Annotated in this window: 24 protein-coding genes, 1 pseudogene and 1 riboswitch; of the genes and pseudogenes, 11 read left to right on the top strand and 14 right to left on the bottom strand. The window is 60.2% G+C overall.

What is annotated here, in order from left to right:
* Positions 1–96 precede the first annotated feature (96 nt).
* From PF1751_RS04540 to PF1751_RS04525, 4 genes are all read right to left on the bottom strand, one after another.
* Positions 97–1,461: a DUF1329 domain-containing protein gene (locus tag PF1751_RS04540; protein WP_010213061.1), complete on the bottom strand. Its 1,365-nt coding sequence runs from the start codon at positions 1,459–1,461 to the stop codon at positions 97–99.
* A 27-nt stretch (positions 1,462–1,488) separates the two neighbouring features.
* On the bottom strand, positions 1,489–3,351 hold the full coding sequence (locus PF1751_RS04535) for a DUF1302 domain-containing protein (protein WP_010213063.1): 1,863 nt from the start codon (positions 3,349–3,351) through the stop codon (positions 1,489–1,491).
* Positions 3,352–3,683: 332 nt separating this feature from the next.
* On the bottom strand, positions 3,684–5,366 hold the full coding sequence (locus tag PF1751_RS04530; RefSeq protein ID WP_044286650.1) for a fatty acid--CoA ligase: 1,683 nt from the start codon (positions 5,364–5,366) through the stop codon (positions 3,684–3,686).
* Positions 5,367–5,624: 258 nt separating this feature from the next.
* Positions 5,625–6,257 carry a LysE family translocator gene (locus tag PF1751_RS04525; RefSeq protein WP_010213066.1) on the bottom strand — a complete coding sequence of 211 codons (633 nt, stop codon included), beginning with the start codon at positions 6,255–6,257 and terminating at the stop codon, positions 5,625–5,627.
* A gap of 85 nt (positions 6,258–6,342) precedes the next feature.
* On the opposite strand from PF1751_RS04525, the gene PF1751_RS04520 reads away from it, so the two are divergent.
* The 3 genes from PF1751_RS04520 to PF1751_RS04510 all read left to right on the top strand — a co-directional run bounded on the left by PF1751_RS04520 (position 6,343) and on the right by PF1751_RS04510 (position 9,182).
* Complete coding sequence (locus PF1751_RS04520; protein WP_010213068.1) at positions 6,343–7,308, top strand: 2-hydroxyacid dehydrogenase; 966 nt, start codon at positions 6,343–6,345, stop codon at positions 7,306–7,308.
* Between the two features lie 30 nt (positions 7,309–7,338).
* Entirely contained in the window at positions 7,339–8,337 is a 999-nt protein-coding gene (locus tag PF1751_RS04515) for a class I SAM-dependent methyltransferase (protein ID WP_010213070.1), read from the top strand.
* Between the two features lie 50 nt (positions 8,338–8,387).
* Positions 8,388–8,509: riboswitch (yybP-ykoY riboswitch) on the top strand.
* A gap of 88 nt (positions 8,510–8,597) precedes the next feature.
* Positions 8,598–9,182, top strand: coding sequence for a TMEM165/GDT1 family protein (locus PF1751_RS04510; protein WP_004372026.1), 585 nt, complete (start codon positions 8,598–8,600; stop codon positions 9,180–9,182).
* 134 nt (positions 9,183–9,316) lie between these two features.
* Here PF1751_RS04510 and PF1751_RS04505 read toward each other — a convergent pair whose 3' ends face one another.
* Complete coding sequence (locus PF1751_RS04505) at positions 9,317–10,135, bottom strand: M48 family metallopeptidase (protein WP_010213075.1); 819 nt, start codon at positions 10,133–10,135, stop codon at positions 9,317–9,319.
* A 179-nt stretch (positions 10,136–10,314) separates the two neighbouring features.
* On the opposite strand from PF1751_RS04505, the pseudogene PF1751_RS29785 reads away from it, so the two are divergent.
* Both PF1751_RS29785 and PF1751_RS29780 read left to right on the top strand, forming a co-directional pair.
* Positions 10,315–11,658: pseudogene (locus PF1751_RS29785) on the top strand (methyl-accepting chemotaxis protein); the annotation flags it as partial.
* A 15-nt stretch (positions 11,659–11,673) separates the two neighbouring features.
* Positions 11,674–12,516, top strand: a complete 843-nt coding sequence (locus tag PF1751_RS29780) for a methyl-accepting chemotaxis protein (RefSeq protein ID WP_392397717.1) — start codon at positions 11,674–11,676, stop codon at positions 12,514–12,516.
* Between the two features lie 131 nt (positions 12,517–12,647).
* Here the strand turns inward: PF1751_RS29780 and PF1751_RS04495 are convergent, their stop codons facing one another.
* The 3 genes from PF1751_RS04495 to PF1751_RS04485 are packed head-to-tail and all read right to left on the bottom strand — an operon-like array spanning position 12,648 to position 13,759.
* Positions 12,648–13,268, bottom strand: coding sequence for an SOS response-associated peptidase (locus PF1751_RS04495; RefSeq protein ID WP_010213077.1), 621 nt, complete (start codon positions 13,266–13,268; stop codon positions 12,648–12,650).
* A gap of 36 nt (positions 13,269–13,304) precedes the next feature.
* Positions 13,305–13,565 carry a putative signal transducing protein gene (locus tag PF1751_RS04490; RefSeq protein ID WP_010213078.1) on the bottom strand — a complete coding sequence of 87 codons (261 nt, stop codon included), beginning with the start codon at positions 13,563–13,565 and terminating at the stop codon, positions 13,305–13,307.
* Between the two features lie 11 nt (positions 13,566–13,576).
* The gene (locus tag PF1751_RS04485; RefSeq protein WP_010213079.1) at positions 13,577–13,759 is read right to left on the bottom strand and encodes a CPXCG motif-containing cysteine-rich protein; all 183 of its coding nucleotides are present in this window, start codon (positions 13,757–13,759) and stop codon (positions 13,577–13,579) included.
* 133 nt (positions 13,760–13,892) lie between these two features.
* Between PF1751_RS04485 and PF1751_RS04480 the strand changes: the two genes are divergently transcribed.
* The gene (locus PF1751_RS04480) at positions 13,893–15,056 is read left to right on the top strand and encodes a 1-acyl-sn-glycerol-3-phosphate acyltransferase (protein WP_029529243.1); all 1,164 of its coding nucleotides are present in this window, start codon (positions 13,893–13,895) and stop codon (positions 15,054–15,056) included.
* Between the two features lie 150 nt (positions 15,057–15,206).
* Here the strand turns inward: PF1751_RS04480 and PF1751_RS04475 are convergent, their stop codons facing one another.
* Positions 15,207–15,464 carry a hypothetical protein gene (locus PF1751_RS04475; protein ID WP_010213081.1) on the bottom strand — a complete coding sequence of 86 codons (258 nt, stop codon included), beginning with the start codon at positions 15,462–15,464 and terminating at the stop codon, positions 15,207–15,209.
* Between the two features lie 182 nt (positions 15,465–15,646).
* Between PF1751_RS04475 and PF1751_RS04470 the strand changes: the two genes are divergently transcribed.
* The gene (locus tag PF1751_RS04470) at positions 15,647–15,856 is read left to right on the top strand and encodes a hypothetical protein (protein ID WP_021491876.1); all 210 of its coding nucleotides are present in this window, start codon (positions 15,647–15,649) and stop codon (positions 15,854–15,856) included.
* A 57-nt stretch (positions 15,857–15,913) separates the two neighbouring features.
* On the opposite strand, the gene PF1751_RS04465 is transcribed toward PF1751_RS04470, so the two are convergent.
* Positions 15,914–16,501 (bottom strand): YajG family lipoprotein, encoded by a 588-nt coding sequence (locus PF1751_RS04465; protein WP_010213084.1) that lies wholly within the window; start codon positions 16,499–16,501, stop codon positions 15,914–15,916.
* A gap of 194 nt (positions 16,502–16,695) precedes the next feature.
* Between PF1751_RS04465 and PF1751_RS04460 the strand changes: the two genes are divergently transcribed.
* Together PF1751_RS04460 and mqo are read left to right on the top strand one after the other, a co-directional pair.
* Positions 16,696–16,929 (top strand): hypothetical protein, encoded by a 234-nt coding sequence (locus PF1751_RS04460; RefSeq protein ID WP_010213085.1) that lies wholly within the window; start codon positions 16,696–16,698, stop codon positions 16,927–16,929.
* A 718-nt stretch (positions 16,930–17,647) separates the two neighbouring features.
* Positions 17,648–19,156, top strand: coding sequence for a malate dehydrogenase (quinone) (gene mqo / locus PF1751_RS04455; protein ID WP_010213089.1), 1,509 nt, complete (start codon positions 17,648–17,650; stop codon positions 19,154–19,156).
* 69 nt (positions 19,157–19,225) lie between these two features.
* Here mqo and PF1751_RS04450 read toward each other — a convergent pair whose 3' ends face one another.
* The 4 genes from PF1751_RS04450 to PF1751_RS04435 all read right to left on the bottom strand — a co-directional run bounded on the left by PF1751_RS04450 (position 19,226) and on the right by PF1751_RS04435 (position 21,254).
* Entirely contained in the window at positions 19,226–19,513 is a 288-nt protein-coding gene (locus PF1751_RS04450) for a PA4642 family protein (protein WP_003188614.1), read from the bottom strand.
* Between the two features lie 191 nt (positions 19,514–19,704).
* The gene (locus PF1751_RS04445) at positions 19,705–20,190 is read right to left on the bottom strand and encodes a hypothetical protein (protein ID WP_044286648.1); all 486 of its coding nucleotides are present in this window, start codon (positions 20,188–20,190) and stop codon (positions 19,705–19,707) included.
* Between the two features lie 35 nt (positions 20,191–20,225).
* Entirely contained in the window at positions 20,226–20,693 is a 468-nt protein-coding gene (locus PF1751_RS04440; protein ID WP_021491878.1) for a WbuC family cupin fold metalloprotein, read from the bottom strand.
* Positions 20,694–20,696: 3 nt separating this feature from the next.
* On the bottom strand, positions 20,697–21,254 hold the full coding sequence (locus PF1751_RS04435) for a hypoxanthine-guanine phosphoribosyltransferase (protein WP_010213093.1): 558 nt from the start codon (positions 21,252–21,254) through the stop codon (positions 20,697–20,699).
* A gap of 164 nt (positions 21,255–21,418) precedes the next feature.
* Here PF1751_RS04435 and upp point away from each other — a divergent pair, with 164 nt between their 5' ends.
* Both upp and PF1751_RS04425 read left to right on the top strand, forming a co-directional pair.
* Positions 21,419–22,057 (top strand): uracil phosphoribosyltransferase, encoded by a 639-nt coding sequence (upp, locus tag PF1751_RS04430; RefSeq protein WP_010213094.1) that lies wholly within the window; start codon positions 21,419–21,421, stop codon positions 22,055–22,057.
* Between the two features lie 2 nt (positions 22,058–22,059).
* On the top strand, positions 22,060–23,334 hold the full coding sequence (locus tag PF1751_RS04425) for a uracil-xanthine permease family protein (RefSeq protein WP_010213095.1): 1,275 nt from the start codon (positions 22,060–22,062) through the stop codon (positions 23,332–23,334).
* Positions 23,335–23,408: the final 74 nt, after the last annotated feature.

Here is a 23,408-nt window from a genome sequence, read left to right as displayed (position 1 = left end):
CTTGCCCCCGATGGCGGCGGATCAGTCAATGCGCTTTTTGACTGTCCCACCGCTATCGGGGGCAAGCCCCCTCCCACATTTGCAAGCTAACGCAGGTTAGCGAACACCATCCTGGCGTAGGGCCGCCGGGGTGAAGTCGCTGGTGGTGGCGGTGAAGCCAAAGTCATACGCCTGCTTCTCTTCGTTCTTCATGCCCAGCGCCAGGTAGCGGCCGGACTGCAGGTCGTAGAGGGTTTCCAGGGCGTACCACGGCACTTGCTTGTCGTAGTAGTTCTCGGCATGGGCTTCCGCCACGCGCCACAGCTGGCCACGACCGTCGTAGTGGTCGATCACGGCTGCTTGCCAGGTGTCTTCGTCAATGAAGAAGTCACGCTTGGCGTAGATGTGACGCTGGCCTTCCTTCAAGGTCGCGACCACGTGCCAGACGCGGCGTAGCTCGTAGCGGGCCAGGTCCTGGTTGATGTGGCCGGCTTTGATGATGTCGGCGTATTTGAGCTTCGGATCGTCGATCTTGTAGCTGTTGGAGGCGATGTAGATTTCTTTCTTGCCCTCCAGCTTCCAGTCGTAGCGATCCGGTGCGCCGTTATACATGTCGAGGTTGTCGGAGGTACGCAGGCCGTCGGCTGCGGTACCTGGCCCGTCATAGGACACTTGCGGCGCCCGGCGCACACGGCGCTGGCCGGCGTTGTAGACCCAGGCCGAACGCGGTTCCTTCACCTGGTCCAGGGTTTCGTGCACCAGCAGCACACCACCGGCCAGACGTGCCGGCGCGGTCACTTGCTGCTTGAAGTAAAACAGCACGTTGCCTGGGTTTTTCGGGTCGTAGTCCTTCATCTTGTCGCGGAATACAAACTGGTCACGGAAGTACACCAGGCTGTAGGAACCGTTGGTTTGCGGCGTGGCCTGGGTCACCAGACGGGTCACGCTGCCACCGCGATAACGGGTGATGTGGTTCCAGATCACCTCTACGCCGCTTTTCGGAATCGGGAACGGTACGGCGGTTTCGAAGTTTTCCAGGCCGTTACCGCCAGACACCAGGTTGGTCGTGGTGGCGTTCTTCTTGATGGAGGCAAACACATCAGCCGGCACTGTGGCACCGCGATGGGTCGGATAGACCGGCATCTTGAAGGTTTCCGGATAGCGCTTGAACATCGCGTACTGCCCCGGCGCCAGCTTGTCCTTGTATTGCTCCACGTTCGCTGCGGTGATGGTGAATTGCGGTTGTTCATTGGCGTAAGGGTTGGCCAGGAACCCACGGGCGTCGACGGCACCCGCGTTGGTCGGCAGCGGCGACCACTTAGGAATGGTGCCCGCCGCGTTACCGGCCATTTCGGCGCCCATCGGCGTCAGGGTCGTGCCCAGCTTGGCAGCTTCATCCGCCGACACCGCCGCCATGACGTTGCTCGCCAGGATCGACAGCCCAAGCACACCCACGTGCAACAGACTTTTGGTTATTTTCATGTTCTGGTCTTCCTGAAATGCGTGTGCTTAGAAGTTGGCGCCGAAGCTCAAAGCGACGAAGTCGCGGTCATCCACCGTGCTGAACTTGCCACCAAAGAAGTTGGTGTAGGCCAGGCTGGCGGTGTAGGTGTTCTGATACTCGGCATCCAGGCCCAGGCTGACTGCCTTGCGACCTTCTTCGAAGTTACCGCCAGGGCCTGGCGAATAACCTTTGACGTCATGGGACCACGCCACGTTTGGCTTGAGGTTGACGCCGGCGAACACGTCCGGGTATTCCCAGATGGCGCGAGCGCGGTAGCCCCAGGAGGTGGCGGTGGTGTAACCGTCGTTGTTGCAGTTGGTATTCAGGCTGGCGGCATTAGGCAAACCACCGCCTTGTGCTGTGGAGTTGTTGAGCGCGTTGCAGAACCCCCCTGGTAGCGAACCCGGACCAAAGACTGGGTCACGGCCATAACGTGCCTCGGATTTGCTTTCCAGCCCACCGACATGGGTCACGCCGATTTCACCGACAGTGGTCAAGCGGCTGGCGCCCATGACTTGATCGAAGAAGTGCGTGAAGGTGGTTTGGAACTGGGTGACTTCCTTGCGGTTATAACCATGCAGGTCCTGACCCGGCGTCCCTTTCAACACAGACGCATTGTTGAAGGGCGGAAGTGGCGTTACGCCGGCGAAAAGAATGTCTGTGGTGCTCAGTTGTACCGGTGCATTTGGGCGATAGCTCAACTCGCCGCTCCATGCAGTCCCCGTAGGCAGGGTAGTGGAGAAACTCAAGCCATACAGACGAATATCTTCCGGGTATTCAACGAAATAATTGGAGTTACCCGCGACCACCAACGGACGCAGCTGGGCTGGCACACCAGGCGTTGCACCGGTGTATTTCGATTGCGGTGCGCCCTGGGCACTGAAGATCGGCGCACGACTGTGGTAGTTCATGAAGTAAGCGCCGAACTCTGTATCCAGCGGCTCGAAGTTGTAATGGAACGCGACACCGAACTGACCACTGTCGCGCGCATCACGATCTGGACCACGACGCACCAATACGCCTTCGTTATTGACGTCGACGCCATTGGCGGCAAGCCCTGGCAGTACTGCGGCAGGCAGGAAGCGACGACTGTTCAACACGCGCAAATTGTCACTGCAGCCGTCGGAAATAACATCAGGCTGAGAGAAGAAAGTGCCGCAGTTATCGGTAACGGTCTGGTCCCATTCCAACTGATAGAACGCTTCCGCCGACAGGTTATCGGTCAGTGTCTGCGACACATAGAACATATTGACCGGAATCAAGCCTTCCTTGATCTCAGCCCCCGGACGACGGAACGCGGACACGTCGATCGGGTTGATCGAGTTGATGCCGCCGCCAATGAAGGTACTTTCACCCCAGCTCACCACCTGCTTGCCAAAACGTACCGACCCCGGCAAATCGGCAATGTTGTAGTTGTGGTAGATGAACGCATCGAGAATCTGCCCGCCAGAGGACTTGGCGCCCTCTTTACGGTTGTTGTCGCTGATGTCCTTGAACGGACGGCTTTCGTCCTTGAGCTCAAAGTCATACCAGTACTTGCCACGCACAAACACACCGGTATCGCCGTACTTCAGTTCCAGGTCATGAATACCCTTGAAGATCTTCGAGAACGTTTCACCGCGCTTAAAGTTGAGGTGACCGTCGTCGGAAGTTTGGGATAAGCCACGACCACCGTTGTTGACGCCAATCAGATCCTTGTTGGGCTTGGCTGTCGACCAGCTCGCCCCCACGGAAAGCGACGAGTCAAAACTCCCTTCGATTTCACCGATATTGAAACTGACGCCGAATGCGGGCCCGGCGAGCGTAGAAGCGAGACTGACGGCCAGGGGCAGTCTTGCCCGGCGCCAGAACTGGTTTACTGAGGTCATCGACGCTACTCCATGTGCATTATTGTTATGGCAGTGAGTTCTTTCTGTTGATGCGTGTAACAGCCGGAATACAACGATTCCAATGCCGCTCGGCAGCCGAGCCCTCATGGCCCGAAGCGGAACATCCTTGAAAAACTCTGAGTGGGACTATAGCCAGCAGGGGGTACTGCTTGATCCCTCTAAAGTGTGATTTGCATCACCAACCCGTCTGCCACAGTCCTTTCGCCATGTCGGCGAGGGCCGACGCGGCAAGGATGGCTGAAAATCGGCAAATCACAAGTAAAGGTGCCAGATAGAGCATTGCCGTGCCCGAGCGGGCACGGCGAGGAGGGTCAGAGGGTGGACAGGAAGGTGCTGTTGTTCGCCTGCCATTCAATGATGTCGATACGGATACGTTTTTTGTCGAGTTTTCCTACACTCGTCTTGGGAATTTCCGTAACAACGGCGATTTGGCTAGGAATCGCCCATTTGCTCAAATGGCCCAATTCCACGAACGGCTTGAGGTGTTCCTTGAGCTCGCGGGCGCCTATCACATGGCCATCACGCACCACCAGCAAGGCAAACGGGCGCTCGCCCCACTGCGGATCGGCAATGCCCACCACCGCTACTTCGCGTACCGCCGGGTGACGGCTGACCAGGTCTTCGAGGGCCAGGGAGGAGATCCACTCGCCGCCGGTCTTGATCACATCCTTGATGCGGTCGCGAATATCGATCACGCCAAATGCATCGAGGGTGGCCACGTCGCCCGTGTGCATCCAGCCGCCCGCCCACAGCTCGGCGCCCTTCTGCGGCTCGTTGTAATAACCCTCGGTCAGCCACGGCGCGCGCAGGACCAACTCGCCCTGGGACTCGCCGTCGGCGGGCAGGAAGTTACCCTCAGCGTCCATGATCGCCGCTTCCACCAATGGCCCAGGCACACCGGCCTTGATGCGGTAGGTGATGCGCTCGTCCTCGGTGCCGGCCATCAGTTCTTCGTTGAGGTGGGCGCAGGACACCAGCGGGCCGGTCTCGGACATGCCGTACGCGGCGGTCAGTTGAATCCCACGGGCCTTTGCCGCCTCATACAGCGTACGGTTGAGGGCACTGCCACCGATGACGATTTTCCAACCGCCAAAATCCACGCCTTGGGCGGCCTTGGCGTTGAGCACCATCTGCAGGATGGTCGGTACGCAGTGGGAGAAAGTGACCTTTTCCTTACGCCATAGCTCCACCAGGTATTCCGGGTCGTAGCGACCGGGGTAGACCTGCTTCAGGCCGAGCATGGTCGCCACATACGGCAAGCCCCAGGCGTGCACGTGGAACATCGGCGTGATCGGCATGTACACGTCGTTGGTGCCGAGCAATCGCACGCTGTCGACGCTGCCCATGATGGTCGCCACACCTATGGTGTGCAGCACCAACTGGCGGTGGGTGAAATACACACCCTTGGGGTTACCGGTGGTGCCGGTGGTGTAGAAGGTGGTGGCGACGGAGTTTTCGTCGAAATCCTGGAAGTCATACTTCGGGCTGGCGGCGGCGAGCAGGCTTTCGTACTCGCCCACCAGGTTGGGCAGCTCGGCAGTCTTGGAATCGCCGTCGGTGAGCAGCAGGGTCTTGTCGACCGTCGTCAGGTGCCCGGCAATCGCCTGGTAAAGCCCCACGAACTCACTGTTGACCAGCACGAAGCGGTCCTCGGCATGGTTCATGGTGTACAGGATCTGTTCCGGCGACAGGCGCACGTTGATGGTGTGGATCACCGCGCCGATCATCGGGATGGCGAACATGCATTCCAGGTAGCGATGGCTGTCCCAGTCCATCACCGCGACGGTATCACCGGCCTTGACGCCGGCCTCGGTCAGCACATTAGCCAGGCGGGCAACGCGTTCGATCAGGGTCGGGTAGGTGTAGCGCAGCTTGTCGCGGTAGACGATTTCCCGGGTCTTCTCGTAACGGGTGCCGGACATCAACAGGCGTTTGATCAACAGCGGATATTGGTACGCACCTTCGGCGGGCGGGATAACACGGGTCTGCAACATACGAATCCCTTTTATGACTGCACGGTCTTGGCTTCAAGATCTGCACTGTAGAGACCTTATGTTTCAACCAAATCAGCCAAAGGAATGATTTGCAGCCCCCAATGAATGCTAGCTTTGCGCCAGCATTGAAGCCTTACCGAGCTCCAATGTGGGAGCGGGCTTGCTCGCGAATGCGGTGGATCAGTCACGCATGTGTTGACTGTCACAGCGCATTCGCGAGCAAGCCCGCTCCCACATTTGTGCGGTGCTCACTCGAGTTTACTTCATGCTGGTGAAGGCCAGTTTTACGCCAATCGCAATCAGCACAGCGCCCATGGTGCGGTCGAACCAGTGGCCCATCCGCGCAAACCCGGCGCGCACGCGCTGCTGGCTGAACAGCATCGCCACCAGACAGAACCACAGCGCCGTCGCCACTGCCAGGTACACGCCGTAACCAGCCTGGATCGCCAGCGGTGTGTGCGGGTTGATCACCACGGTGAACAACGACAGGAAGAACAGCGTGGCCTTGGGGTTCAAGCCGTTGGTCACGAAACCGGCAGTGAAGGCACCTCGCGGGGTGCGTTCGCCCGCTTCGCGGTGCAACTCGCCCTCGGCGGCAGGCTTGGCCGGCTGCGCGCGCAGGGCCTTGAAGCCGATGTACAGCAGGTAGGCGGCCGCGGCCCATTTCAGGGCGTTGAACAACACGATGGACTGGGACACGATCAAGCCGATACCGAGCAACGAATAACCCACGTGCAGGAAAATCGCCGAACCGACGCCCAGTGCAGTCCAGGTCCCGGCGCGACGGCCGTGGGTCACACTTTCACGCACCACCACCGCGAAATCCGGGCCGGGGCTGGCCACCGCCAGTAAGTGAATCAGGGCTACGGTCAAAAACTCGGCGGCGTACATGCTCACTCCCATTAAGTAACTGATTATTTCATCTGATAGGCTCGGGAGATTACGCTTTCGAACCCTGTCGCAAAAGGTACAGTTGATGACGAACAATCGCCGCGCCGTCTTTCTTGATCACCCTTCCCTGGACCTGGGGGACCTCGACCTCAGCGAGCTGCGAGACAGCTTCAGCGAGTTGCAATTGTTTGCAGACACCACGCCGCAGAACGTGATCGAACGCGTGCAAGGCGCCCACGTCGTGATCAGCAACAAAATCGCCCTCAACACAGCAACCTTGGCGGCCTGCCCGGAGCTCAAGCTGATCCTGGTGTCAGCCACCGGCACCAATAACGTCGACCTCGAAGCCGCCCGCGCCCATGGCATCACCGTGAGCAACTGCCAGGGCTATGGCACGCCTTCGGTGGCGCAGCACACGATCATGCTGTTGCTCAACCTGGCGACGCGCTTGAAGGATTATCAACGGGATGTCAGCGCCGGCAAGTGGCAGGAGGCCAAACAGTTCTGCCTGTTGGACCACCCGATTGTCGAGCTGGAAGGCAAGACCCTCGGCCTGCTCGGCCACGGTGAATTGGGCGGCGCAGTCGCGCGACTGGCTGAAGCCTTCGGCATGCGTGTCCTGCTCGGCGCTATTCCGGGACGCCCGGCCCGCGCTGACCGCGTGCCGCTGGATGAACTGCTGGCGCAGGTGGACGCGCTGACCCTGCACTGCCCACTCAACGAACACACCCGCGACTTTATCGGCGCCCGTGAACTGGCGCTGCTCAAGCCCGGCGCGTTTGTGGTCAACACCGCACGCGGTGGTTTGATCAACGAACAGGCCCTGGCCGATGCATTGCGCAGCGGTCACCTGGGTGGCGCGGCGACCGATGTACTGAGCGTAGAACCGCCGGTGCATGGCAACCCACTGCTGGCCGGCGATATCCCGCGGCTGATCGTCACCCCGCACAACGCCTGGGGCAGCCGCGAAGCGCGCCAACGCATCGTCGGCCAACTGGCGGAAAACGCCCGTGGCTTTTTCAACGGGGCCCCGCTGCGCGTCGTCAGTTGATAAACTGCGCCCCTTTTCAAGGAGCAGACCATGGATCCGCGCAGTGAAGTACTGCTTCGTCAGGCCGAACTTTTTCAAGGCAACCTGCTGTTGGTGGGCTTGCCTGCCGACGACCTGCTCGGCCGACTGCCCAACGCCCACGGCTGGAGCTGGCATGCCGGCGACCAGGCGGCGCTAGATGCACGCTTCGCCGAGCGCAGCCACTTTGGTGTGAACGTGCCGGAGCGCGCATTTGATGCGGCGGTGATCTTCCTGCCCAAGTCCAAGGACCTCACCGACTACCTGCTCAACGCCGTGGCTGCACGCTTGCCCGCCGCCGAATTGTTTCTGGTCGGCGAGAAAAAAGCCGGCATCGAAAGCGCCGCCAAGCAGATGATCCCTTTCGGCAAACCGCGCAAGCTCGACAACGCGCGGCATTGCCAGCTGTGGCAGGTCACCGTGGCCAACGCGCCCCAAGCCGTCGAGCTGGAAAGCCTGGCACAGGTCTTCGAGGTGCCGCTGGCTGAAGGCCCGCTGAAGGTGTTGAGCCTGCCGGGCGTGTTCAGCCACGGTCGACTGGATCGCGGCACCGAGTTGTTGCTGGAGCACCTGGACAAGCTGCCAAGCGGCCATCTGTTGGATTTCGGTTGCGGCGCTGGCGTGCTGGGGGCGGCGGTCAAACGTCGCTACCCGCACAACACAGTGACGATGCTAGATGTGGACGCCTTTGCCGCTGCCAGCAGCCGCCTGACCCTGGCCGCTAACGGCTTGGAAGCCGAGGTGCTGACCGGTGATGGCATCGATGCGGCCCCGATGGGGTTGAACGCGATTTTAAGCAACCCGCCGTTCCATGTCGGGGTGCACACCGACTATTTCGCCACCGAAAATTTGCTGCGAAAAGCGGCGAAACACCTGGCAAAAGGCGGCGAACTGCGCTTGGTCGCTAACAGTTTCCTGAAGTACCAACCGCTGATCGAAGAGCACTTGGGCGTGTGCGCGATCAAGGCCGAGGGCAACGGTTTCCGCATCTACCGTGCAAAGCGCGGCTGACGGGCGTTTGAAAAAGAAGGCTTGCCGAATGGATTTTGCCTAGGCAGAATCCGCTCCGTCCTAGGGGAGTAGTCTCCCACGAGCGCCACGCTCGTCCGGCATACGTCAACATACTTGGTCAGCAGACCATGGCGTATGCGACCCAGGAGTCCGCACAGACGGACCGGGGTTTGACAAGACCTATGACACGCACACCTTACCCGGGGCGGGAAGGCTGTACGTGTCATAGCCGTGTCGACCCGCCCCTGGAAACCTACCTGATGCTGGATTCATTGCTCGTTCCTACCGCAATCGTCGCCTTGGCCGAAATCGGCGACAAGACGCAACTGCTCGCGCTCATCCTTGCCGCACGCTTTCGCAAACCCTGGCCGATCATCGCTGGCATCGTTGCCGCGACCCTGGCCAACCACGCGGCCGCCGGTGCCGTGGGGGCCTGGTTTGGGAGTTTCTTCTCGGATGCGGTGTTGCACTGGATCCTCGCGGCGAGCTTCTGCGCCACGGCGCTGTGGACCCTGGTGCCGGACAAACTCGACGATGACGAAGCAAGCACCACGCGCAAATTCGGCCCGTTCCTGACCACGCTGATCGCGTTCTTCCTTGCGGAAATCGGTGACAAGACGCAGATCGCCACGGTGATGCTGGCGGCGCAGTATCCGGAGTTGTGGCTGGTGATTATCGGCACCACCCTGGGCATGCTGATTGCCAACGTGCCGGTGGTCTTGGCGGGGAATTTTGCGGCGGAAAAACTACCGTTGACCTTGATTCGTCGACTGGCGGCAACAGCGTTCTTCATCCTGGCGATCGTGGCGGTGTACAAGGCCATGCAGAGCAGTGGCTGGATCTAAATCTGTAAACCCAATCGAATGCGGGAGCGGGCTTGCTCGCGAATACGGAGTGTCAGTCACTGATTATTTGACTGATCCAACGCCTTCGCGAGCAAGCCCGCTCCCCCATTTAGACCTTCACCAGATCTTTAGGCTCAGGATTTCTTGGCCTGTTGGTACAGCGGCATCACCTTCGGAATCGCCGCCTGCAACGAGGCGATTCGGCTGTCGGAGGCCGGGTGCGTACTCATGAACTCCGGCGGTGCACCTTCCGAGGCTTTAGCCATCTTGTTCCACAACGTAATGGCGGCGTTCGGGTTATAGCCGGCGCGGGCCGACAGTTCCAGGCCGATCAGGTCTGCCTCGTTTTCGTTGCTGCGGCTGTTGGGCAAGGTCATGCCGTAGTTTGCCACGGTATCGGCCAGTGCCAGACTGTCCTGGCCGAGGCCGAACAATGCACCGGCGCCCTGCTTCGCCATCTCGATCCCGTAGGCCTTGGACATGGCTTCACGGCCGTGTTCACGCAAGGCGTGGGCGATTTCATGGCCCATCACGGCAGCCAGTTCGTCATCGGTGAGCTTGAGGTTGTCGATCAACGCGCTGTACACGAAGATCTTGCCGCCAGGCCCGCAGTTGGCGTTCATCTCGTCGCTCTTGATCAGGTTCACTTCCCACTTCCACTGTGCGGCATCCGCACGAAAGGTCGGCGCCTGGGCAATCAAGCGGTTGGCGATGGCCTGCACGCGCTTGGCGTTGGCGCTGGTCTTGTCCAATTGGCCCTTGCTACTGGCTTCGCCCAACGTCTGTTGGTAGGACTGGGCATACATCTGGTCGACTTCCTGGCTCGACAGCATGCTGAACATGTACTGCTTGCGCTCTACCCCAACGGCGCCGCCGCTGGTGGTGTTGACCGACTGACACCCAGCCAGCAGCATCGCTGCCACCAACCCACTTACCACCAATGATTTCTTCATCAACACTCTCCCTGAAAGACGCCCTTAAAACATGGCGCGTATCGTAGGCGCACATTTGTATCCGCGCCAGATACACCAGACGTGTAACCGAAGAATTTCGGATACACCCTACCTGCCCCAACAACGGCGGCGGGCATTCCATTTGCGACACCCCGAAGATTTTTGCAGGCCCCCCCCTAATGCCCTGCACACCCGTGGCCGATACAAAAAGGCGGACTATCTCCCCTGCGCCCGGAGCCTTCATGAAATTCAAGTCGATCCAATTTTCTGTCGCGGCATTGGCCGGGGCCATTGTCCTGAGCGTGGTCGCGGTGCTGGTGCTGTACGCCTTGTTTGCGGGAGCGCGGACCCAAGAGATGGTGCAGGATCGCACCCAGGTGCAATTCGAACAGATTATCGAACAGCGCCTGACCGCCCTGGCGCAGACCCAGGCCACCTTGATCCAGCGCGAACTGGAAGCACCATTGGTGACCGCCAAGAGCCTGGCCACCGCCAACGCCCTGCTCGGCATGAAAGACACCAAGGGCGAGCCGGCCCTGCAAGTCAGCCGCGAGCAACTGATCAACCTGCTGCATGAAACCGTGGTGCGCAACCCGAAGATCCTCGGCGCCTACATCGGCTGGGAGCCCAACGCGATCGACCACAACGACGCGGCCTACGTGAACAGCCCCATTGTCGGCATGGCCGCCGACGGACGCTTCCTACCTTGGTGGTACCGCAACGCTGATGGCAGCCTGGGCCTGGACAAGCTCGCCGACGTCAACGACCAGAACATCCTCTCCACCGGCGTGCGCGCCAGCGAGTACTACCTGTGCTCGAAGGAAAACAAAAAAGCCTGCGCCATCGATCCCGCCCCTTACAAAGTGGGCAATGCAATGGTGATGCTGGCTTCGTTCATTGAGCCGATCATGATCGACGGCGCGTTCCAGGGCATCGTCGGCGCCGACCTGTCGGTGAACTTCATCCAGGACATGCTCACCAGCGCCGATCAAAAGCTCTACAACGGTGCCGGTGAAATGGCGCTGATCTCCAGCAATGGCCGCCTGGTGGCCTATACCAAGGACGCCAGCAAACTCGGCGAAAAAGCCAGTGACCTGCTCGACAGCAACGAATTGACCAACCTCAACCAGTTGAAAGCCGGTGAAGTACGTTACGACATCGACAAGGAACACGGGCATATCGAACTGTTCCTGCCGTTCACTATTGGCCAGGCCGACGCACGCTGGACGCTGATGCTGCAACTGCCGCTCAGCGCAGTGATGGCCGATTCCCAGAAGCTGCAAAGCGACCTGGAGGCCCAGCGCAAGACCGACATTTTCGGCATGACCATCGCCGGTCTGCTGATCGCCGGTATCGGCTTGCTGGTGATCTGGCTGGTCGGCCACGGCATCGCCCGCCCGCTCAAGCAAATGGTCGCGATGCTCAATGACATCGCCCAAGGCGAAGGCGACCTGACGCGGCGCCTGACCAGTGACCGCGCCGATGAACTGGGCGCGATCGCCAACGGCTTCAACACCTTCTTGATCAAGCTGCAAGGCATGATCACCCAGGTGGTGAGTTCGGTGCAGAAGGTCAGCGACTCATCGGAACACACCGCCGACATTGCGATCCGCACCAACCAGGGCGTGCATAAGCAGATGGTTGAAATCGATCAGGTGGCCACCGCCGTGCATGAGATGACCGCCACTGCGCAAGACGTTGCACGCAACGCCACCCAGGCCGCCCAAGCCGCCAGCCATGCCGACCAAGCCGCGAGCCAAGGCATGCGCATTGTGCGCGACACCTCCACGTCCATCGGCGCACTGGCTGAAGAAATCGGCAAAGCGGTGAGCGTGGTGCAAACCCTGGCCAAGGACAGCGAGAACATCAACGCCATCCTCACCGCGATTCGCGGGATTGCCGAACAGACCAACCTGCTGGCGCTCAACGCCGCCATCGAGGCGGCGCGGGCCGGCGAGCAAGGCCGTGGGTTTGCCGTGGTCGCCGACGAAGTGCGCAACCTGGCGCAGAAGACCCAGAAGGCCACCGAAGAAATCCAGACCATGATCCAGCAGTTGCAGCAAGGCACCCGGGACGTGGTGCGGGTGATGGAGGACAGCCAGAGCCGCACCGATGAAAGCGTGCAACACGCGGCCAAGGCGGCTGAAGCGCTGGAAACGATCACCCAGGCAGTGTCGGTGATCAACGACATGAACACCCAGATCGCCAGTGCCGCCGAGGAACAGAGCGCGGTGGCCGAGGACATCAATCGCAATGTGATCAATATCGGCCAGGTGGCCAATGAAGTGGCAGGCGGCGCGGATGAATCCAGCGCGGCCAGTGCGGATTTGACCAAGCTGGCGGAGCAGCAGCGGAGGTTGATCAATCAGTTCAAGGTTTAGGGATTTGCGGCGGTATTGAGGCCGCCTTCGCGAGCATGCCCGCTCCCACATTTAACTGTATTCACTATTCCAAATGTGGGAGCGGGCTTGCTCGCGAAGAGGCCAGTGAAGACCACAGACAGCCAATAGGCTCAAGCCGGGGTCAGGCACTCCGGCCCATTGAGCTTGGGATCATTGACCATGTTGGCCAGGACCCGCTCGCGCAACGCGGTGGGTTCACTGGCCAATAGACCTTGCAACACATGCAACGGTGTCTCGGGGTTGAGCCAGGCCTCCTGCCCGGCCTCATCCAGAATCAGCGGGCGACGCTGAGCCTGGGCAGCCTGGGTCACCACCGCCGTACTCAGCCACACTTGCTCCTGCACCGGATACGCTTCCCAGATCGCGGCGAAAAACAATGTGGAACCCTCCCCCGGCGTCAGCCAGTACGGGCGTTTGCGCTGCGTACCGCGCCACTCGTAGAACCCATTCGCGGGCAGCAGGCAGCGGCGCTGGCGGAACGCTTCGCGAAACATAGGCTGTTCGGCCAGGGTTTCGGCGCGGGCATGGGCGGGTGTGCGCGAAAGATCGGTCAACCACGGCGGCGTAAGGCCCCAGCGGGCGCGGGCCAGGGTGCGCTGGCCGGCGGTGGCGCGCTGGATCAGCACCGAATCATTCGGGGAGATGTTCCACTGCGCCTGCTGATCGGCCGGGAAGCCCGGTAAGGCAGCAAAGGCGGGATTCCAGCGAAACAGGGCATAACGTCCACACATGGGGCAACACGACTCTTGGATAAACCGACCGACAGCCTAACAGACCAGCACGTCGGGGAAGCTGTCGGGTTCGTCACCCGGCACCGGCTGAGCACCGATATAGGCGGTAATCAGCTCGCGGGCCTCCATGGCCCGGTCATTGTCCACCTCCAGACCCAACAGGCCGAAAATGGGCAATTCGCCAGTGCCGCCGAGCAAATGACGGCCCACCAGATGCGACTCGATACCCTCACTGGCGAGCATCTGTTGCAGCAGCTCGCCTTCCATCAGGTTTTCCGGTTCGTAGATTCGCTGCATGGATGTATCCGTTATTCGTTTTCGCTTCGGGTTTCGAGCATCCACTCTTCCCCATGCACCTGCAGATCGAAAATGATCGGCCGGCAACACACCTGGCAGTCTTCTATATAGGTCTGGTCACCACCGGACAAGTCCACCGTTGTCTCAACCACTTCACCACAATAAGGACAATCGTACGTCGCGTTTTCCAGCATCGCAGCCTCCAAGGTGACTTGTGCGTATAATCGCCGGTCTATTTACAGGGTTATATTTCGGCTGAGCCCATTACTCAGGCCGCACCCTGGTATTTCCTCTACTTACCCTAGCCGTTTCTAACAAGAGAGCATGATGGGCGAATTCGATACCATCCGACCTTACAACGACAGCGAAGTCCCGGCAGTGCTGGCGCGCCTGTTCAGTGACAAGGCCTTTCTGGACATCCTGACCCACTTCCGCTTCCCGCGCTTTGCCGGCGCGCTGGGCTGGCTGCTCAAGCCAATGATCGCCCGCAAACTACGCCGTGAGTTCGCCGGCGTCACCACCGTGGCTACGCTGCAGGACAAAGTCGAGTACTACGTCGACCACACCATCGACCGGGCGACCGACGGCGTGACCTACACCGGCGTCGAGCAGCTCAAGTCCGGCACGGCCTACCTGTTCCTGGCCAACCACCGCGATATCGTGATGGACCCGGCCTTCGTCAATTACGCCGTGTACCACGCCGGCCTGCCGACGCCACGCATCGCCATCGGTGACAACCTGCTGCAAAAGCCGTTCGTCAGCGACCTGATGCGCCTGAACAAGAGCTTCATCGTGCACCGCTCGATCACCGGGCGAAAGGAGAAGATGGCGGCGTATCAGCTGCTGTCGGCGTATATCAACCATTCGATCCGCAACGACGGTGCGTCGATCTGGATTGCCCAGGCCGAAGGGCGCGCCAAGGATGGGGATGATCGCACCGAGTCGGCGATCCTCAAGATGTTCCATGTCAGCCGCAAGGATGAGCCGTTTGCCGAGGTGATCCAGTCGTTGAACCTGACGCCGGTGTCCATCAGCTACGAATACGACCCGTGCGACTCAGCCAAGGCCCGCGAGCTGTACATCCGCGCCACCACCGGCACCTACAGCAAGGCGCCGGGCGAGGATGACGTGAGCATTGCCCTTGGCATTACAGGCTACAAGGGCCGGGTCCACATCAACTTCGCGCCGCCGATCACTGAGCGTTTCGAAGATACCAAGGTGTTGGCCGCAGAAATGGACCGGCAGATTCTCGGTGGTTATCGGTTATTCCCGGTGCATTACCTGGCTTATGCTCAATGGAGCGAGGCGGACCCGCAATTGCAGGTGCCGACAGCGGCCGAGGTGTTCCCGGCCGATGAGCTGGCCAAGGCGAAGACGGAATGGGAGCGGCGCTTGAACGAATGCCCGGCCGAACACCGACCGTTCCTGGTGGTGCAATATGCGACGCCGGTGCGCAACCAGTATCGCGTAAAAGCTGGAATCCCTCTTTAAACGCCGATCAAACATGTGGGATCTGGCTTGTGTGGGGAGCCGGGCTTGCCCGCGATGCAGGCACCTCGGTATATCAATCGCACCGAGGTGATGCTATCGCAGGCAAGCCAGCTCCCACACTAGCCCGCACACATTCGTTTCGCGATGTTTTCAGAGGTGGGTGCTGAGCCAGGAAGTGACCAACGCCAACCCCAGGCAGGCAAACCCAATGCGGTAAGCCAGACGATGCGCCCGTTCGGTGCGTACATCCAGAAACAACATCGGCTGGTCGATCGCGCGATCTTCGCCTTGCGCGGTCAGGTCGGCCATCGCGCGCTGTTCGCGCAGGCGGGTGATGAACAGCAGCGCCGCCCCCGTGCAGGCCACTAGTAAAGCCAAAACATTGATCAGTAGTGCGGGCAGCGCCATCGCAAACCTCAGTAAGACAGTGTCTTGGTATCGATTCAGATACAAACCTGAACGATAGTGGCCTCCCGCGCCGTAAATGCTCCCTCCCCCGTTAACGGCTAATGTATCCAGTAATTTACGCCGTCACCTGAACGTCACCTTAACAAGCCACTCTGTTGCCCTTCGACGCTTAGGAGCTTGTCATGCTGCACGCACAAAACCAGGATCGGCTGTACCTGATCACCCAAAGTGATGAGCAAGAAGCACTGGTTGGCAGCCTGGCCTTCAACGTCCAGGATCGCCACTGGCTGGTGTATTGCGCCCTCGGCGGACACCAGCATGCGGACCTGCCGGAGACCGATCTGCTGACGGGGGTGAGCTTGCTGGATTTCTGTATCGACACCGCCGCGTGAAACTGGAGGCGAAAAAAAGCCGGGCTCATCACTGGGCCCGGCTTTTTGCTGAATCGGTTATTGCGAGCTGAGCAACGAACCGATGCTTGGGTCCTTGAACAGGCGGGTCAAGGCGTCGCTGAGGACGTCGCTGACCAGCTTGGTGTTGGTTTCCTGGTTAGGTGACATGCCGAAGCGCTGGTTCAGGGACGCACCGTAGCGACCGCTGTAGCGACGGGTGCCGGCGTTGACATCGGACTTGAAGGTCGCGCCGATGGACGCTTCGGTCACGTACAGGCCATCTTTAGGCGACTGATACTTCAGTTCGGCCAGGGTGATGGTCAACTGCGGCGCACCCGGTGCGTTGGCGCTTGGGGTGAACCCCAGCAGACGCACGGCGGCTTCAGCCTGGGCCTGCAGCTTGGGCAGTACGTCCTGGGCATTCACCGAGACCAGGGCGGTTTCCGGGTACAGGCCACCGCGAGAGCCGAGGGTCGGCGACGGACGACCATCCACCACACGCACCGACACCGGCTGGCCGTGGCCCACAGGCGCCAGCTGCGTGGTGATTTTCGGTTCCGGGGTCAGTTGTTGCGGGCTGTTGGCGCAGCCAACCAGGGTCAAACTGGTCACAGTGATCAAACCGAACAACAGGCGTTGCAACATGCTCTTCTCTCCAGAAATCAGGTACCGACAGGCGGGCAGTATAGCGGTGCGCCTGTGCCAGGAACTAGCGCCAGTTACAACCTGAGACCTGCGCGGCCTGTCGCGGTTCGGTGTCACTGATATGTCATGGCCGATACACAAGCTCGTCATGCCCGACCGACATGCTAGGCCCCAATCTCAGGAGGTCAGACACCATGCATTTTCTCTGGTCATTGTTTACGCGCAAGCCCGCCCTTCGTCAGTTCGCCCTGCTCGATGCGCAAGGTCGTTGCCAGGCCTTCAAAGAATGCAGCCAGCCGCCGGTAGGGGACGGATGGGTGGAAATCGATGAAATCCGCCTGAGCTGGATGCACCACCCGCTACCGGCCCGCGCACGCGTCAGCCCGCGTCCTGCGCGGTCGCCCCGGCACCAGCCGTTGGCCGCCTGACCGAACGCCTAATAAAAGTCATAAAACACGCCCATTTCCCTGGCGTTCTTCGCTACAATCTCCCCCCGATTATAAGGACGTCTCCTGATCGGGCCTCGCAGCATCGTTATTGCCACGGCACTAACCCCCAAATCGCCCACAGAGAGCCGCCCACACAGATCGAGTGAAGCTGGCGTGCTTGCTGTTTTCCCTGCAAACCCTCCGTCTTTACCGAATCTGCCAGAGCTGCCATTGCGCTCGGCCACTTGAGTTGTTTGCCCGTTTTGCCGCGTGTCGGCTAGGGGCCAGGTGCCAGGCTGGGGCAGCCCTTTTTTGAGGTTCACGTCTTCAAAAGAGCGTGAAAAAACGGGTTTTCACAACTTCACAAGAGTGTGGCGAGCAAATGAATAGTTTGGCGTTTGTACAAGCACCATCAGCGTCTGGAACAGCCCAACCACACAGGACCGAGCACGTTTTAAAAACCGGAGCTTGAGCCTGTCCGCTACGGATTGGTTGCATGAATCGCACGCTTTGACCATAAGTCGAATTGCCACAGGCGCCCATGAATGCGTTCATAGGCAGATTAGCCAGGCAGGAAGCGCGCGCTGAACATGCAAAGAATTGCGAATCGGACATGGCGATCCTGGCCATGGGTAATCTGGGGCAACACGTGAATCGCCCCGTCACTCCTGGCAGCCATGCCGTCAATTTGGTGCTGCAGATTTTGGAGACGCGTTAAATGGCGCATAACGAAGCAGTCGACGTAGTACTGGTAGGGGCCGGCATCATGAGTGCCACCCTGGCCGTACTGCTCAAAGAGCTCGACCCCGGCCTCAAGCTGGAAGTCGTTGAGCTGATGGATTCGGGTGCCGCGGAAAGTTCCAACCCGTGGAACAACGCCGGGACCGGCCACGCCGGGCTGTGTGAGCTGAACTACACGCCCCAGGCCGCCGATGGCTCCATCGACATCAAGAAAGCCGTGCACATCAACACCCAGTTCGAGGTGTCGAAGCAGTTCTGGGCGTACCTGACCAAAAAGGGCACCTTTGGCTCGTCCAAGTCCTTCATCAGCCCGGTGCCGCACCTGAGCTTCGTGCAGGGCGAAAAAGGCGTGGACTTCCTCAAGAAGCGCTTTGAAACCCTCAGCCAGCACCACGCGTTTTCGGACATGCACTACACCGAAGACCGTAGCGAAATGGCCGAGTGGATGCCGCTGATGATGCCGGGCCGCTCGCTCGACGAAAAAATCGCAGCCACCCGCGTCATGAACGGTACCGACGTCAACTTCGGCGCACTGACCAACCAACTGCTCAGCCACCTGACCAGTTCGCCAGACGCCCAGGTCAAGTACAGCAAGCGTGTGACCGGCCTCAAGCGCAACGGCGCAGGCTGGACCGTGAGCATCAAGGATGTGAACAGCGGCAACAGCCGTGACGTGGACGCCAAGTTCGTGTTCCTCGGCGCCGGTGGCGCGGCCCTGCCGCTGCTGCAAGCCTCGGGCATCGAAGAAAGCAAAGGCTTTGGCGGCTTCCCGGTCAGCGGCCAATGGCTGCGTTGCGACAACCCGGAAGTGGTCAAGCACCACCAGGCCAAGGTCTACAGCCAGGCTGCCGTGGGTTCGCCGCCGATGTCCGTGCCGCACCTGGACACCCGTGTGGTGGATGGCAAGAAATCCCTGCTGTTCGGGCCATACGCCGGTTTCACCACCAAGTTCCTCAAGCACGGCTCGTTCCTCGACCTGCCGATGTCGATTCGCGCCGGCAACATCGGCCCGATGCTGGCTGTGGCCCGCGACAACATGGACCTGACCAAGTACCTGGTCAGCGAAGTGCGCCAATCCATGGAGCAGCGCCTGGAGTCTCTGCGTCGCTTCTATCCGGAGGCGAAAGCCGAGGACTGGCGCCTGGAAGTGGCCGGTCAACGGGTGCAGATCATCAAGAAAGACCCGAAGAAAGGCGGCGTGCTGCAATTCGGTACCGAACTGGTCGCGGCCAAAGACGGCTCGCTGGCCGCCCTGCTGGGCGCGTCTCCGGGTGCTTCGGTGACCGTTTCGATCATGCTGGAGCTGATCGAGAAGTGCTTCCCAAGCAAAGCCGCAGGTGAATGGGCCGCCAAGTTGCAGGAAATTTTCCCGGCACGGGAAAAGGTTCTGGAAACGGACGCCGAGCTGTATCGCAAGATCAACACGCAGAACAACATCAGCCTGGAACTGGTTGCACCTGCCGCCGAGACTGAAAGCTACGCTTGAAGTCGTGACGCCATAAAAAACGCCCCGCTCTCGTGATGAGAACGGGGCGTTTTTGTGTGCCTCGAATAATCAGCCGCGGGCGTTATCGATCAGCTCGATATACTCGGCGGCATTACGCTGGTCCTTGATCAGGTCCACGAAGGTCTGCCCATGCTCATCCTTGCCGTCGAGGTCCAGGCCAGCTTCCTTGAAAAAGCCCAGGAACCGTTCGAAGTCGTCGATACGCAGGCCACGGTAGGCCTTGATCAGTTTGTGCAGGGACGGTGAAGTCGCATCGACCGGTTCGAAGTCCAGGAACAACTTGATCTGATCGTCGCCGATCTCGTCGCCAATCACCTGTTTCTTATCTTTACGCATTACCGACTCCAGCCTGCAGACATTACACGGGAAAAGCAGTTTACCTGCGGCACGCCAGCTTCGGAAGCGACGCAGAACCAATGTGGGAGCGGGCTTGCCCGCGAATGCGGTGGGTCAGTCAACTTACCTTTAACTGATACTCCGCTTTCACGAGCAAGCCCGCTCCCACATGTGGTAATGCTGGGTTCTCACTACCGTGCGCGAACAGCACCGGTGTGTAAGTCGGCCCAGATATGCCCATTGGCATAACTGAGGAACTGTACATACACCGTGTCATTGCGCAGCAAGTCGACGATCACTCTGTACTGAGCCACCGGATAGGACAAGGTGAGGGTCTTGCTCTTATCGTCGTACACCGGCTTTTTCAGGCTTTTGCTTTCGGCATCGAAGTTGAGCACCACCTGGCTGATGGTCGCGCCTTTGTTCAGGGATTTGCCCTTGAGGCGGATCATCAGCGGCGAGGTCACCGGAATCGGTTGCTGGCTGGATTGGCGTTGATTACCCACCACCACAGCGTACTCATTAACTTGCAGCAGTTGCTGCTGGTCCGGGGTTTCCGCGCGCAGGGTCAGGTCGTCCGAGGGCAGGAACTGGCTGTGCATCAGTGCAGGCGCCGCGGCCAGCGGCAGGCTGAGGGTCAGCGCCAGGACGGCGCAGGTGCGTATCAACAGGCTCATGGGCCGCTCCGGCAAGATGGGCCCAGCACTGTAGCTCAATCGAACTGGGCAAGCATCCAGCGTTGATACTCGGCCACGCCGGCATCGCCTTCGCGGGGCGCCCAATCGGCCAGCTCGCCTTCGCCCACCGGACGATACGGGCCGGCCTTGCACTCAAACATCACCGTGTTGGGCTCCAGTACCACCAAACCGTGGAACACGCCGGGAGGAAGATCGACGCCAGCGCATTCGCCACCCGCCTGCATCACGCGTCTGGCGAGCACTTCGCCGGTTTCGCTGAACACCAGCACACCCAGGCGGCCCTGCAGCACGAGCAAGGTTTCCGCCTTGTCCGCGCTCAGGTGCCGATGAGGCGGCACATAAGTGTCAGGCTGCAAGCCCACAGCGAGACGGTGACACGGCTCTTCCATTTGATGGAAATTATGATGGTGCCGGCCACGAGGGCTGGCGCCCGCTTTCTCGGCCAGTTCGGCAAACAGCGTCTGATCAAGAAAACGGGCCATGGCTTACATCCCTTTGACGGCGTAAATGCCATTGGCATTGCGCCAGTAGCCTTTGTAATCCATACCGTAACCGAAGATGTAGCGGTCGATGCACGGCAGGCCGACGTAATCGGCCTTCAGATCTGGGCGGGCCTTGCGATCATGGTCTTTGTCGATCAGCACAGCGGTGTGCACTTTGCGCGCGCCGGCGTGTTTGCAGAAGTCGATGATCGCGCCCAGGGTGTGACCTTCATCAAGGATGTCGTCGATGATCAGCACGTCGCGATCGATGAACGAGACTTCCGGCTTGGCTTTCCAGAACAGATCGCCGCCGCTGGTTTCGTTGCGATAGCGGGTGGCGTGCAGGTAGGACGCTTCCAGCGGGAATTGCAGATGAGTCAGCAATTTTCCGGCGAAGATCAGGCCACCGTTCATCACGCAGAAGACCACCGGGTTGGTGTCGGCCATTTCGCGGGTGATGTGCGCGCCAACCTTGGCGATCGCCTCTTCGACTTGCGCTTCGGTGTACAGGCAGTCAGCCTCGCGCATGATTTGACGGATATGCTCGAGATCAGCGGACATGGCGCTCTCCAAGGGGGTGCTGTGGCAAGAAAAGCGGGCGAAGGTACGCTTCTCGTGCGCTCCGAGCAAGCCTTAATGGACTAACGTACTAGATGTCTATAGGACAACACCCTCGGATAGATTAATCTAGGCCGGTTTTTTTGCCCGCCGCCGGAGCCTTTCCCATGCCCACTCGCGAGATCCGCCACCCGCTGATCCGACACAAGCTCGGCCTTATGCGCCGCGCCGACATTAGCACGAAGAACTTCCGTGAGCTTGCTCAGGAAGTCGGAGCGTTGCTCACTTACGAAGCCACCAAGGATTTGCCCCTGGAAACCTACGAGATCCCCGGTTGGGCCGGTCCCGTCCAGGTGGAGAAAATCGCTGGTAAGAAAATCACTGTGGTCCCGATCCTGCGCGCCGGTATCGGCATGCTCGAAGGCGTACTCAGCCTGATCCCGGGCGCCAAGGTCAGCGCTGTGGGCGTAGCCCGCAACGAAGAGACGCTGGAAGCCCACACCTACCTGGAAAAACTCGTTCCGGAAATCAACGAACGCCTGGCGATGATCATCGACCCGATGCTGGCCACCGGCAGCTCCATGGTTGCCACCATCGACCTGCTGAAAAAGGCCGGTTGCCGGGACATCCGCGCCATGGTCCTCGTCGCTGCCCCCGAAGGCATCGCGGCCGTCGAGAAGGCCCATCCGGACGTGCAGATCTACACCGCGTCCATCGATGAGCGCCTGAACGAACACGGCTACATCATCCCAGGCCTGGGCGATGCCGGTGACAAGATCTTCGGCACCAAGCAGAAGGACGCTTGAGCATGCAGGATGAATTCAACGACCCGCTTTGGCGCCAGATCCTGTCTGGCGCACAGATGCTCTTCGTAGCATTTGGCGCGTTGGTGTTGATGCCGCTGATCACAGGTCTTGATCCAAACGTTGCCCTGTTCACCGCGGGCCTGGGCACGCTGTTGTTCCAGCTGGTGACAGGGCGGCAGGTGCCGGTTTTCCTGGCGTCGAGCTTTGCCTTTATCACCCCGATCATTCTCGCCAAGGGCCAGTTCGGCCTCGCGGCGACCATGGGCGGGGTGATGGCGGCCGGGTTCGTGTATACCTTCCTCGGTCTGGCGGTGAAGATCAAAGGCACCGGGTTCATCGATCGGCTGTTACCGCCGGTGGTTATCGGGCCGGTGATTATTTCCATTGGCCTGGCCATGGCGCCGATCGCCGCCAATATGGCGATGGGCAAGTCAGGCGATGGCGCCGAGCTGATCCATTACCAGACGGCGATGATGATCTCGATGCCGGCGCTGCTGACCACGCTGATCGTGGCGGTGTTCGGCAAAGGCATTTTCCGCCTGGTGCCGATCATCTCCGGCGTGCTGGTGGGGTTTGCCATGTCGTTCTACTTTGGCGTGGTCGACACAGCGAAGATCGCCGCCGCGCCATGGTTCGCCCTGCCCCACTTCACCGCGCCGGAATTCAACTGGCAGGCGATTCTGTTCATCGTGCCGGTGGCCCTGGCCCCGGCGATCGAGCATATCGGCGGAGTGATTGCGGTGGGTAGCGTGACCGGTCGCGACTACTTGAAGAAGCCCGGCCTGCACCGCACCCTGCTGGGCGACGGCATTGCCACCACGGCAGCCGGCCTGTTTGGCGGCCCGCCCAACACCACCTACGCCGAGGTGACTGGCGCGGTGATGCTGACCAAGAACTACAACCCGAAAATCATGACCTGGGCGGCGGTGTTCGCCATCAGCCTGGCGTTTATCGGTAAGTTCGGCGCGCTGCTGCAAAGTATCCCGGTGCCAGTGATGGGCGGGATTCTGTGTCTGCTGTTCGGCTCTATCGCCGCCGTGGGCATGAACACGCTGATCCGCCACAGGATCGACCTGGGCGAAGCGCGCAACCTGGTGATCGTCTCGGTGACGTTGGTGTTCGGGATTGGCGGTGTGCTGGTGGGTACCGGCACCGGCCCGGATGATTTCGGCCTCAAGGGCATCGCCCTGTGTGCGGTGGTAGCGATTGGTTTGAACCTGCTGCTGCCGGGCAATGATGGCTGGAAGAACAAGAAGCCGGATGAGCCGCTGCTTTAATTAACACCGCAAAACCGAATGTGGGAGCGGGCTTGCTCGCGAAGGCAGTGTATCAGTCGCATACCTTTCGACTG

The sequence above is a fragment of the Pseudomonas simiae genome (genome assembly GCF_000934565.1).
Lineage (GTDB): Bacteria > Pseudomonadota > Gammaproteobacteria > Pseudomonadales > Pseudomonadaceae > Aquipseudomonas > Aquipseudomonas simiae.
Note: the sequence above shows the minus strand (reverse complement) of the source record. Positions and strands in the feature narration are given on the sequence as shown.

What these genes read in the sequence shown, in the direction of transcription:
- PF1751_RS04530 (WP_044286650.1), bottom strand. Translation starts at nt 5,366, where the DNA reads ATGTTGCAGACCCGTGTTATCCCGCCCGCCGAAGGTGCGTACCAATAT.
- PF1751_RS04445 (WP_044286648.1), bottom strand. Translation starts at nt 20,190, where the DNA reads ATGAGCCTGTTGATACGCACCTGCGCCGTCCTGGCGCTGACCCTCAGC.
- mqo (WP_010213089.1), top strand. Translation starts at nt 17,648, where the DNA reads ATGGCGCATAACGAAGCAGTCGACGTAGTACTGGTAGGGGCCGGCATC.
- PF1751_RS04470 (WP_021491876.1), top strand. Translation starts at nt 15,647, where the DNA reads ATGCTGCACGCACAAAACCAGGATCGGCTGTACCTGATCACCCAAAGT.
- PF1751_RS04495 (WP_010213077.1), bottom strand. Translation starts at nt 13,268, where the DNA reads ATGTGTGGACGTTATGCCCTGTTTCGCTGGAATCCCGCCTTTGCTGCC.
- PF1751_RS04490 (WP_010213078.1), bottom strand. Translation starts at nt 13,565, where the DNA reads ATGCAGCGAATCTACGAACCGGAAAACCTGATGGAAGGCGAGCTGCTG.
- upp (WP_010213094.1), top strand. Translation starts at nt 21,419, where the DNA reads ATGCCCACTCGCGAGATCCGCCACCCGCTGATCCGACACAAGCTCGGC.
- PF1751_RS04505 (WP_010213075.1), bottom strand. Translation starts at nt 10,135, where the DNA reads ATGAAGAAATCATTGGTGGTAAGTGGGTTGGTGGCAGCGATGCTGCTG.
- PF1751_RS04480 (WP_029529243.1), top strand. Translation starts at nt 13,893, where the DNA reads ATGGGCGAATTCGATACCATCCGACCTTACAACGACAGCGAAGTCCCG.
- PF1751_RS29780 (WP_392397717.1), top strand. Translation starts at nt 11,674, where the DNA reads ATGATCACCCAGGTGGTGAGTTCGGTGCAGAAGGTCAGCGACTCATCG.
- PF1751_RS04485 (WP_010213079.1), bottom strand. Translation starts at nt 13,759, where the DNA reads ATGCTGGAAAACGCGACGTACGATTGTCCTTATTGTGGTGAAGTGGTT.
- PF1751_RS04440 (WP_021491878.1), bottom strand. Translation starts at nt 20,693, where the DNA reads ATGGCCCGTTTTCTTGATCAGACGCTGTTTGCCGAACTGGCCGAGAAA.
- PF1751_RS04510 (WP_004372026.1), top strand. Translation starts at nt 8,598, where the DNA reads ATGCTGGATTCATTGCTCGTTCCTACCGCAATCGTCGCCTTGGCCGAA.
- PF1751_RS04435 (WP_010213093.1), bottom strand. Translation starts at nt 21,254, where the DNA reads ATGTCCGCTGATCTCGAGCATATCCGTCAAATCATGCGCGAGGCTGAC.
- PF1751_RS04540 (WP_010213061.1), bottom strand. Translation starts at nt 1,461, where the DNA reads ATGAAAATAACCAAAAGTCTGTTGCACGTGGGTGTGCTTGGGCTGTCG.
- PF1751_RS04465 (WP_010213084.1), bottom strand. Translation starts at nt 16,501, where the DNA reads ATGTTGCAACGCCTGTTGTTCGGTTTGATCACTGTGACCAGTTTGACC.
- PF1751_RS04535 (WP_010213063.1), bottom strand. Translation starts at nt 3,351, where the DNA reads ATGACCTCAGTAAACCAGTTCTGGCGCCGGGCAAGACTGCCCCTGGCC.
- PF1751_RS04450 (WP_003188614.1), bottom strand. Translation starts at nt 19,513, where the DNA reads ATGCGTAAAGATAAGAAACAGGTGATTGGCGACGAGATCGGCGACGAT.
- PF1751_RS04520 (WP_010213068.1), top strand. Translation starts at nt 6,343, where the DNA reads ATGACGAACAATCGCCGCGCCGTCTTTCTTGATCACCCTTCCCTGGAC.
- PF1751_RS04515 (WP_010213070.1), top strand. Translation starts at nt 7,339, where the DNA reads ATGGATCCGCGCAGTGAAGTACTGCTTCGTCAGGCCGAACTTTTTCAA.
- PF1751_RS04425 (WP_010213095.1), top strand. Translation starts at nt 22,060, where the DNA reads ATGCAGGATGAATTCAACGACCCGCTTTGGCGCCAGATCCTGTCTGGC.
- PF1751_RS04525 (WP_010213066.1), bottom strand. Translation starts at nt 6,257, where the DNA reads ATGTACGCCGCCGAGTTTTTGACCGTAGCCCTGATTCACTTACTGGCG.
- PF1751_RS04475 (WP_010213081.1), bottom strand. Translation starts at nt 15,464, where the DNA reads ATGGCGCTGCCCGCACTACTGATCAATGTTTTGGCTTTACTAGTGGCC.
- PF1751_RS04460 (WP_010213085.1), top strand. Translation starts at nt 16,696, where the DNA reads ATGCATTTTCTCTGGTCATTGTTTACGCGCAAGCCCGCCCTTCGTCAG.